Source organism: Streptococcus sp. 210928-DFI.4.42, assembly GCF_020554365.1.
In the GTDB taxonomy this organism is placed as follows: domain Bacteria; phylum Bacillota; class Bacilli; order Lactobacillales; family Streptococcaceae; genus Streptococcus; species Streptococcus parasanguinis_S.
On record NZ_JAJCHF010000036.1, the window covers coordinates 1 to 9567 of the forward strand.

At 40.5% G+C, this 9567-nt stretch carries 9 protein-coding genes; 3 read left to right on the top strand and 6 right to left on the bottom strand.

Annotated elements, in window-relative coordinates:
* Positions 1-61: 61 nt before the first annotated feature.
* The 5 genes from pyrE to LIZ08_RS09900 all read right to left on the bottom strand — a co-directional run bounded on the left by pyrE (position 62) and on the right by LIZ08_RS09900 (position 5172).
* Positions 62-694, bottom strand: a complete 633-nt coding sequence (gene pyrE / locus LIZ08_RS09880) for an orotate phosphoribosyltransferase (RefSeq protein ID WP_227038780.1) — start codon at positions 692-694, stop codon at positions 62-64.
* A 229-nt stretch (positions 695-923) separates the two neighbouring features.
* Positions 924-1616, bottom strand: coding sequence for an orotidine-5'-phosphate decarboxylase (pyrF, locus tag LIZ08_RS09885; protein ID WP_227038781.1), 693 nt, complete (start codon positions 1614-1616; stop codon positions 924-926).
* Between the two features lie 179 nt (positions 1617-1795).
* Positions 1796-2734 carry a dihydroorotate dehydrogenase gene (locus tag LIZ08_RS09890; RefSeq protein WP_227038782.1) on the bottom strand — a complete coding sequence of 313 codons (939 nt, stop codon included), beginning with the start codon at positions 2732-2734 and terminating at the stop codon, positions 1796-1798.
* Between the two features lie 9 nt (positions 2735-2743).
* Positions 2744-3550 carry a dihydroorotate dehydrogenase electron transfer subunit gene (locus LIZ08_RS09895; RefSeq protein ID WP_227038783.1) on the bottom strand — a complete coding sequence of 269 codons (807 nt, stop codon included), beginning with the start codon at positions 3548-3550 and terminating at the stop codon, positions 2744-2746.
* A gap of 185 nt (positions 3551-3735) precedes the next feature.
* Complete coding sequence (locus LIZ08_RS09900) at positions 3736-5172, bottom strand: DUF6688 family protein (RefSeq protein WP_227038784.1); 1437 nt, start codon at positions 5170-5172, stop codon at positions 3736-3738.
* A gap of 243 nt (positions 5173-5415) precedes the next feature.
* Between LIZ08_RS09900 and LIZ08_RS09905 the strand changes: the two genes are divergently transcribed.
* Positions 5416-6324 (top strand): LysR family transcriptional regulator, encoded by a 909-nt coding sequence (locus tag LIZ08_RS09905; protein ID WP_003003594.1) that lies wholly within the window; start codon positions 5416-5418, stop codon positions 6322-6324.
* Positions 6325-6333: 9 nt separating this feature from the next.
* On the top strand, positions 6334-7275 hold the full coding sequence (locus LIZ08_RS09910) for a hypothetical protein (RefSeq protein WP_227038785.1): 942 nt from the start codon (positions 6334-6336) through the stop codon (positions 7273-7275).
* A gap of 42 nt (positions 7276-7317) precedes the next feature.
* Here the strand turns inward: LIZ08_RS09910 and LIZ08_RS09915 are convergent, their stop codons facing one another.
* Positions 7318-8268 (bottom strand): hypothetical protein, encoded by a 951-nt coding sequence (locus LIZ08_RS09915; protein ID WP_227038786.1) that lies wholly within the window; start codon positions 8266-8268, stop codon positions 7318-7320.
* Positions 8269-8549: 281 nt separating this feature from the next.
* Here LIZ08_RS09915 and LIZ08_RS09920 point away from each other — a divergent pair, with 281 nt between their 5' ends.
* Positions 8550-9494, top strand: coding sequence for a hypothetical protein (locus LIZ08_RS09920; RefSeq protein ID WP_227038787.1), 945 nt, complete (start codon positions 8550-8552; stop codon positions 9492-9494).
* Positions 9495-9567: the final 73 nt, after the last annotated feature.

Below are 9567 nucleotides of genomic sequence, written 5' to 3' on the forward strand. Positions count from 1 at the left end.
AGGTGGGACGACGAAATCGAATTCTAACGAATTACCGATTTCTGTCCCACTCTCAGTTATATTATTTGTCTTGCCAAGTTTCTTGGTTTTCCTTAAAACGACGCAACAGTTCCAAACCTTCAGAAGTAATATAACCTTGTTCTTCAGCCAAATGAATCAATTCTGTGTAGTTTGACAAAGTTTCGAGTTGAACACCAGCATCTGCAAATTTCTTATCGGCTTTCTCCAATTGGTAAGTAAAGATAGCTACCACACCAAGGACGTCTGCTCCTTCACGCTTCGCAGCTGCGACAGCATCCAAAACAGAACCACCAGTAGAAATCAAATCTTCAACTACAACCATCTTTTGACCTTGCGGTACACGGCCTTCGATTTGGTTTCCAGCACCATGATCTTTTGGTTTGCTACGGATGTAGGCAAATGGCAAATTCATCTTGTCCGCAATAATAGCACCATGAGGAATCCCCGCAGTTGCTGTCCCCGCAATGACTTCTACTTCAGGGAAAACTTCCTTGATTTTATCCACGAATCCATTCTCAATCAAAGTACGAGTTTCAGGATAAGCAAGGGTCACTCGGTTATCTGTATAAATAGGGGACTTGATTCCAGATGCCCAAGTAAAAGGCTCTTCTGGTTTCAAATAAACAGCTTCAATTTTTAGAAGATGGCTGGCAATATCTTTAGCTAATGACATGATAACTCCTTTTTTACGATTTTAATCGAATACGAATTAAATCAACATATGATTTCTGAACGACAGTACAGGTTAGTAAATAATTTAGGAAAGGCCTTATAGGGCTCTGTTCATTCCGACGATCTCAGAAGAGAAACGATCATTTTCTCTTCTGAGATCTAGTGAATGCGTTAGGGAAGGTCCCATAGGACTTCCCGTAGAGCTACAAAAGTTACACTTTTAGTAGCTCTTACGCATTCCATTGTCTCTTAATCTCATGATAAGCATCCCATGGGTTTTCTGCTTGGATGATCGGACGTCCAACTACGATGTAGTCTGAACCAATGGCATGGGCTTCTTGTGGGGTCATGACCCGTTTTTGATCACCGATTTCTGCTCCTGCAGGACGGATCCCTGGGGTTACGCAGACAAAATCTGATGAAGTGGCATCTTTGATCAAGGCTACTTCATGGGCTGAACAGACCACGCCGTCCAAGCCAGCTTCTTGCGCCTTACGGGCATAATTAACGACTGATTCTTGGACCGTTGTTTGTATGTTTTGGCAATCACGCATGTCTTCTTCACTGGTCGAAGTCAACTGGGTTACGGCTACCAACTTAGCTCCTTCACCAAGAGCTGCTTTGGCTTCGCGCATCATCTCTACACCACCGGCTGCGTGAACCGTCACCATATCCACTCCGAAAGTACCCAATACAGACATAGCTGATTTGACTGTATTTGGGATATCGTGCAATTTTAAATCAAGGAAGATACTGTGTCCAAGCCCTTTTAGGTAGTGTACAATTTCAGGACCAACTGCATAGAAAAATTCCATACCGATTTTTACAAATAGTTTTTCATCTTCTGGAAAATGCTCTAAAAAGTGTTTGACATCCTCGAAAGCTGGGAAGTCAAGGGCAATAATAGGACGTTCTTCACGCATGGTTTTCTCCTTTTGATGGGTGACATTTTTTCCACAAAAAAACCTTGCCCGAGGCAAGGTTACACGAAAATTAGGTAGGAAAAACTACCATGATTCACCGTCTAGACCTTAGGAGCCTCTCTGGACTACTTTAAAGGTTTTTATTTATTGTAGTACGATATTTGGGAAAAGTCAAGGATTTACAGTAGATTTTCCCGTACATGTTTCCGAAAATTCTCAAGCGTGTCAATGCCATTTCGATCCATGACCTGTGGCAGGTCTTCGATAATAGTTGTACAAGCATAAGGATCGGTAAAATTGGCCGTCCCGACCCCAATCGCTGAAGCACCTGCAATCATCATTTCAATGGCTGCTTCTGCTGAATCGACACCACCCATTCCAATGATGGGCAGGTTCGTGGATTGAGCTACTTGGCGGATGAGTTTCAAGGCTACTGGGAAGATAGCTGGTCCTGACATCCCTCCCGTACCATTTGCAATGATCGGTTTGCCAGTCTTGAGGTCAAAGCGCATCCCGACCAAGGTATTGATCATGGTTAAGCCGGCGGCCCCTGCGTCTTCTGCTGCTTTTGCGACCTGGGTGATGTCCGCCACACTTGGCGTTAATTTGACATAGACAGGGACGGAGGAAGCTTCCACTGCTGCTTTGACAGCCGCATAGGCCAACTCTGGAACCTGACCGATTAAGAGGCCGTTGTTCCCATGGTCTACGTTTGGACAAGAGATATTGAGCTCAATTGCTTTGACATTTGGTGCTTGCGATATTTTTCTAGAAACCGTCGCATATTCTTCATTGGAGAAACCAGCTACGTTGGCGATAATCGGTAAATCTGGATAATGCTGGGCCAACCAAGGGAGTTTCTCTGCTAGGACAACGTCTACGCCTGGATTTTGGAGACCAATGGCATTAAGCATACCTGCAGGAGTCTCAGCAACACGTGGTGTCGGATTTCCAAAGCGAGCCTCAGCAGTTGTCGCTTTGATCATGATGGATCCAAGCAGGTCTAAGTCATAGTATTTGGCATATTCCTGACCAAAGCCAAAACAGCCAGAAGCCGGAATAATAGGATTTTTTAAGTCTAATCCTGGTAAGGATACGGCTAGTCGATTTGCTGTCATACGTTCCTCCTACATCACAATCGTACCGGTTTCAAAGACCGGTCCGTCTTCGCACACACGCTTATTGGCTGCTTGGTTTGCATTTTCCAGATGCACCACGCAGGCATAGCAAGCCCCCATCCCACAAGCCATGCGGGATTCCATGGAAATGTAGGCGCGGGGATGATCATGGAATTTTGCATTGACGTATTTGAGCATGCCAGGTGCTCCACAGGAATAGATGGCATCAAACTCCTGGTCCATCTTGTCAACGATGGTGGAGACATATCCCTTTGTGCCATAAGAGCCATCGTCAGTTGTAATAGTGACTTGCCCATACTGCTTCAATTCTCCCTCAAGGATAACTGCTTCTTTAGTAGCAAATCCCAGGACAGAATGGACTTCTACTCCTTGCTCATGTAGTTGTTTAGCCACTTGGACCAAGGGAGGCACTCCAATCCCGCCACCGATAATCAAAGCACGCGCCCCTTGACCAAGATCTTTTAAGTCAAAGCCATTTCCTTGAGGGCCCATGACACTGAGGAAGCTACCGACAGGCAAGTGAGAAAAGAGGGCCGTTCCGCCTCCTTCTACCCGATAGATGAGGCGACAGGTCTGGCTGTCTAGATCAATCTCCGAGATAGAAATGGGACGGCGAAGGAGCTTGGCTCCATCCGGTACGCGGATATGAAGGAATTGACCTGGAAGCATCTGTTCCACCATTTCCCCCTTCAAGAGCATTGAAAAAATCCGTGGCGCAATCTCTTCTTGAGCGATTAACTCCATGTCTTCCATCATGATTTTTCCAAACCGTTTCTTACAGCTGTCACTGACCATTGGTTTCCTCTTCTTTCTTTCAGCAAAAAAGACCTCGCAAAAGCAAGGTCCTACAAATGATCAGCTAGACGTCGTCCGCTGATCTTTTTTCTGTCTTTCCTTGCAGGCCTCTCTGTACCCCTTAAAGGTTAAATTTTTCTCATTATATCGCGCTACTGGTCGCTTGTCAAGTAGAAATCGGTGACTTAAGAAGCTTTCTTGGGATCAAAATCTTCTGGGATCGGTTTGATGTATTGCATGGCGATTCGGTTCTCAGGCTTGCGATCGACTAGATAAAGAACCAATAAGAAGTCCCATTCTAAGGGTTTCATTAGGTAGTAAATCAGGTCCATAGCCCATTTTTTCTTGATATGTTTAGCAAAGGGATAGCCATAGCGGTCATAATTGCGACGTAAGAAGCGATGGAAACGTGGCGTCTTTTCTTCTAATACTTGCTCAAAAGCATTGGCGATACAGAGCTGGCGATTGACAACGACTGGATGACCATGACGGACCCCCATCCGCTGGGGCTTGACCACCTTTTCATGACCACCAGCCGCAACCGTACAGAGATAGTGCTCATCAATGATGAGATTCTGAGGAGGGATCTTCTGTGAGAAGGCCCAGTCTGCTGTATTGGTCCAGGCCTTGATCATGGAATCTGGTTGTTGCCCAAAGAGCATGAGAATGAGGACAACGAGAGCAAGGGTTGGAAGGGCAACAAGAACTGCTAGCCATGGCCAGTTACGCGACTTGTTTAAGAGCCGATGGAGCCATTGAAGTAGACGATTCTCATAGGCCATCTCTGTTCGATCTTCCTGCCACTCCTTGATGCGAATCCATAAGAGATGGATGGAATAGATCAGTAAGAAAAAGGTGTGAAAACTTGCTACCTGCAGTTGATTATCAAAAACTAAGAGAAGAACCACTCCTCCTAGAATGCCACTGATGCAGAAGACATTTGCTAGCGGCGAGAGAGAGTTCGCATCCCGGTAGGAATAGATAATCAAGGCTAGTAAAGTAAGAGCTGCAAAGGTAAAGAAGGTTGGATAGGCACCTGACCAAATCAGGGCATGTTTCTGAGAATTGATCAAAGGCTCATTCCATTCGTAAAAGGTCATCTCCTTGACGATGTAAATAAAAATCGCTTCGAGAAAGCAACCAAAGAGACCAAACCAAAGAACAATTGTAGGCTGTTGCTTTTTCTTTTTGTCAGGCTTAGGACTAGGTGATTCTTGCCTTTCTTTCATAAGGAATGCGTCATCTTCTCTTGTTCCTTCTCCTTCCTTTGGCCCTCCATCTTCAAACAAAACCGGATCTTTAAGGGATTCTTCCTTTGCTTCTTTGAACTGGAGGCTAGACCAGCGACCGATCCCATAGATAATGACAAAAATATTGGGAACAAAAAGGGCTAAGGTCACACCATAGGGCAAAACCTCCATCGTAAAGGACACTATAGCAAGAAAACTAAACTGAATGAATGGATCCTTTATTGCATAGATCGACTCACTAACAACAAAATAAATGTAAAAGGCTAATAGAATCAGTGCATTTGTCACAAAATTGATCTGCAACAGACCGGCTGTGAAATGGGTTTCCAATTCCTTATCCTTTTTCTTATACCAGGAAACGAGTTTTTTCATAAGATCTCCTCAATCAATTTTTTACCATTCTATCAATCAGCTCACCCCTTAATCAAGGCAAAACTGTATTTTTCCATCAAAATCAGTCCCCAGATGGAGATTTTGTTTCCGATTTTCTATTTTTTAAATGTTTGATCTAGCCTACTTCCTATTACCTACCTCAGCCTGCGTTATTCTCTGATACAGTCCTTGAAAGACCACATTTTACGGGAAAAACGCGCTTTTTTATGTTAAAATAAAAGCATGAGAATACAACAATTACAATACATTATCAAAATCGTCGAAACCGGCTCTATGAATGAGGCCGCAAAACAACTCTTCATCACGCAACCTAGCCTTTCCAATGCCGTTAAGGACTTGGAAAATGAGATGGGGATTGAAATCTTTATCCGGAATCCTAAAGGGATCACTTTGACCCGCGATGGGATGGAGTTCCTCTCTTATGCCCGCCAGGTGGTGGAGCAGATCGACCTCTTGTCCGAGCGATATAAAAATCCTGTGGGCTCTCGTGAGCTTTTCAGCGTCTCTTCACAGCACTACGCCTTCGTGGTTGAGGCCTTCGTTTCACTATTGAAGAAAAGCGACATGGAAAAATACGAGCTCTTCCTACGGGAGACGCGGACTTGGGAGATCATCGATGACGTCAAGAATTTCCGAAGCGAGGTTGGCGTACTCTTTTTGAATAGCTACAACCGAGATGTCCTCTCTAAGATGTTGGATGATAATCACCTGATTGCCACCCACCTCTTTACAGCACAGCCTCATATCTTTGTCAGCAAAACCAATCCTCTTGCCAAGAAGGAGATCGTTCACTTGTCTGATCTGGAAGATTTCCCATACCTTAGCTATGACCAAGGAACCCACAACTCCTTCTACTTCTCAGAAGAGATTCTCTCTCAAGAGCATCATAAGAAATCCATCGTCGTCAGTGACCGGGCAACCCTCTTTAATCTCTTGATTGGTCTGGATGGCTACACCATTGCGACCGGGATTCTCAACAGCAATCTCAACGGGAATAACATCGTCTCCATTCCCCTTGATATCGAAGACCCGATCGAGCTGGTCTACATCAAACATGAAAAAACAGCCCTCTCAAAAATGGGAGAAAAATTCATCGAGTACTTGCTTGAGGAAGTGAAGTTTGATAAGTAAGGAAGCGATATGAAGATAAAGAAAATCTTAATCATTGCTGCTATTTCAATCGTTATTGGCCTCATTGCATTTTTTAATTTCTATCCCATTCCTACTCTTCTTGAGTTTAGTCCTCATGTTTCTATAAAGTCTGAAATAAATGGCTATATGGACGCTAAACATCCAGCAAAAAATTACAAAGAGGCTGAAAATCGTTATTACGTCGAGTTTTCAATTGATGACGTTCACTCTATATCTAGTAATGAACTTAAAATTTTAGATCAGAATAATAAAAAACAAGACATCTTAGATTTAGAGGATAAACAAGATGATAAATATGGCTTCTGGTTTGCCGGTAAGCCGGACACAAAATACAAGTTAGTCTACACTGATATTTATTCGGATACCAAAGCTGAGTCTAATTTCACTACTCCTTCTAATAATTCCAACTTCTCAGAGGTCAATAAGGTTGGTCAAAAATTATTAAAAAAGAGGGTGGAGGAAAACATCAGAGACCGTTTGATCGAAAATATCAAGGATAATTGGGAGTATATAGATATTTATTATACTCCAACAGAAAAAGAGGTAAAAGCCATTGCAGATGCATATTGGAATACCATTATCAAAGATTGGTATGAAAAGTCACAATTTAAACTATCTGCAGCCAATGATTCCTCCTATGAATTTGAAATGGATTTTCAATGGTCTGCTCCTGATATGGATGCACTGAATAAAATCATTGACCAACGAGAATCTCAATTAAAAAATGAGTTCAAAAATGATCCCAAAAAGGTTTACCAAACAATTATTTCTGAACTACCAACAATGATCAAAGAAATGCCAAGGTTGAAGAAAACGGAAGAGAAGGCAACTTTACACTTTGATCGTGCCGACATAGATTCTGAAATTCCTACGGTAGACATCGATAATTTCAGGAAAACAACAGACCCTCTCAAAGATCTCATCGTATAATCAACAACAAACTCCAACTAGTATGCTAGCTGGAGTTTTTACTTATTTATTTAGAATTTCTGAAGTATATTCCGTTTTATCTGTGTAAGTTTTTGATTTTGATGCTACTCTTACACCTTCACTATTTCGATTTTTATCTGGCAAAATATAGGTATCTGTGATCGTAGTTTTAAATGTATTTCCTGTCGGGCTGACTCCTAGTGGAAGATTGCTTAATTGATCAGAATAAAACAATTTAAAAAAACGATACTTTTGTGAGACTGATAGATTGTCGTAACTAGAATAATAACTTCTATCCCAATAATTCTTTTGAGTGGATGGGTTATAAGCATCAAAGAATTCTTGTTTTTCCTTGGATGAACTCGATTTTGTTTGTAAAAAGAATACAGGGCGGAAATAATCAAAATCAGTATCACCACCATACTGATAGTAAGTTTGGAGCTTACCATTCTTTGGATTTTTCACTTGGAATTGTATAACCGTATTTGCCTCAGGAATTTGAAACAAGGTATCCCCTTGGTAGAGCATTAGAAGAGTAGATAGTATATCACGATGCTTTTCACCTAGAAGCTGTAATTTAGGGAAGCGATATGATAGTTTTTGATATAATTTACTGTCCACATTCATCTGACTAAATGCAGGACCAATTTGACCTGTTTCTAAGGGAATATCAGCCTTCGTCTTGTCGGTAAAGGTCACATGTAAAATTGGTGAGTCATTATAGCCCTTTATGTCCGTTCTAGTTGATTCTTGCCATTGCCCTTCCGTAGGTTTTTGTTCTTTTTGATCGTGGATAATTTCAATATTAATATCCTTGATAATCTTTTTCTGTGGCTTAATTTTACTAACTTTGTATTGATAGACTTTGTGATAAGTAAACTCTGAATCAAACCACTCTGGCTTGATATAATACCGAAGCCCCATGTAGACTATCGTCAAAGACGCTATCAAACTAAGTATCATATATCTCTTTTTAAGTTTTAACTTCTTCATCGTCACCTCTTAGGAAATTGATTTGATAACAATATAATTACTTTCCATTAAACCATAATCATACACTTTTTTCAAAATGTAGAGTAAATTTTGGTATGATTTTTTTAATCCAAAATCAATAATTTTTAGTTTGAAATAATAGCATTTTATTGCAATTGAGTTCCAGAAAAACGATAGCTATTCTGCATCACCTATGATAAAATAGAGTTTAACTTGCTATCGTTATGGCGATGTTTTTAACAGATGCCTTTTTTAAACATCACACTATCATTGGAGGATGTATGAGTAAAAAAATTAAGAAAAGACTGATATGGATTTCCTCAATTCTTGTTCCGCTTTTGCTTCTTATTTACTTTTTAAGTCCATCTATCAGCGTTGAAATGGTCGGTAATGGTGTATTTGAAAAAGAGCAGAATGCTTCAAATTTTCAAAAATCGAACAAGATGTATTATGTAACTGTATCAGAAAAAAATCTTGAAGATTACTCTATTAAAAAAATAAGTCTTGTAGATGATAAGAATCAAGAAATCACTATTCAGAAAAAAGATTTGTTTTCAGAAGCCAAGACCGTATTATGGTTCTACGGAAAACCTCATTCCAACTATAAGCTGGTTTATCACATTCAAAAGAAAAATGATACAGATCAAACTGTTCTTCGAAAGACTTTTTCCACCGCTGATAAACCGTCTAATTTAGAAGATGTAAACCAAATTGTTGATAAGAAAGTAAAGGATGAATTCAACAAGAAAATAAAAAATAGTATTCTTAATAAGACAAAGGAAATGACTAAATCTATAAACGTATACTACACCCCTAGTCAAAAAGAATTAGAATCCATTCAACAAGCTTACACGGAAACTTTTATAAGAGATTTATCTGGTTATAAAGTACATATGGATACTGCTACTTCTGATGGTTATTCTTTCACAGTTACTTCTAAATGGTCTGAACCTGACATAAATGATCTCAATCGTAGAATCGATGAGCGGGAAAATCAATTAAAGCAGGAAGTTGGTCACGACTATGCTCAATTATACAAACGGATCATTGACGAACTACCGGATTTGATCAGACAAACACCTAAAACTACCACTATAAAAGAAAATAAAAGCATCTTTAAAGTTGGAAGAATTGATTCAAAAGCTATCGAGAAGAATTATCATTTTTCTGAACTCAATCTCCTAGACGATGACTTCGGGGATCCTATCTCAAACATCCTACTGTAAAAATAAGTCCAAATGAGAATGTACTGACCCCAAAAAGTTAGACAAATAATTTAAGTTAAGGATTTAGTCCTGT

What these genes read in the sequence shown, in the direction of transcription:
- pyrE (WP_227038780.1), bottom strand. Translation starts at nt 694, where the DNA reads ATGTCATTAGCTAAAGATATTGCCAGCCATCTTCTAAAAATTGAAGCT.
- pyrF (WP_227038781.1), bottom strand. Translation starts at nt 1,616, where the DNA reads ATGCGTGAAGAACGTCCTATTATTGCCCTTGACTTCCCAGCTTTCGAG.
- LIZ08_RS09890 (WP_227038782.1), bottom strand. Translation starts at nt 2,734, where the DNA reads ATGACAGCAAATCGACTAGCCGTATCCTTACCAGGATTAGACTTAAAA.
- LIZ08_RS09895 (WP_227038783.1), bottom strand. Translation starts at nt 3,550, where the DNA reads ATGGTCAGTGACAGCTGTAAGAAACGGTTTGGAAAAATCATGATGGAA.
- LIZ08_RS09900 (WP_227038784.1), bottom strand. Translation starts at nt 5,172, where the DNA reads ATGAAAAAACTCGTTTCCTGGTATAAGAAAAAGGATAAGGAATTGGAA.
- LIZ08_RS09905 (WP_003003594.1), top strand. Translation starts at nt 5,416, where the DNA reads ATGAGAATACAACAATTACAATACATTATCAAAATCGTCGAAACCGGC.
- LIZ08_RS09910 (WP_227038785.1), top strand. Translation starts at nt 6,334, where the DNA reads ATGAAGATAAAGAAAATCTTAATCATTGCTGCTATTTCAATCGTTATT.
- LIZ08_RS09915 (WP_227038786.1), bottom strand. Translation starts at nt 8,268, where the DNA reads ATGAAGAAGTTAAAACTTAAAAAGAGATATATGATACTTAGTTTGATA.
- LIZ08_RS09920 (WP_227038787.1), top strand. Translation starts at nt 8,550, where the DNA reads ATGAGTAAAAAAATTAAGAAAAGACTGATATGGATTTCCTCAATTCTT.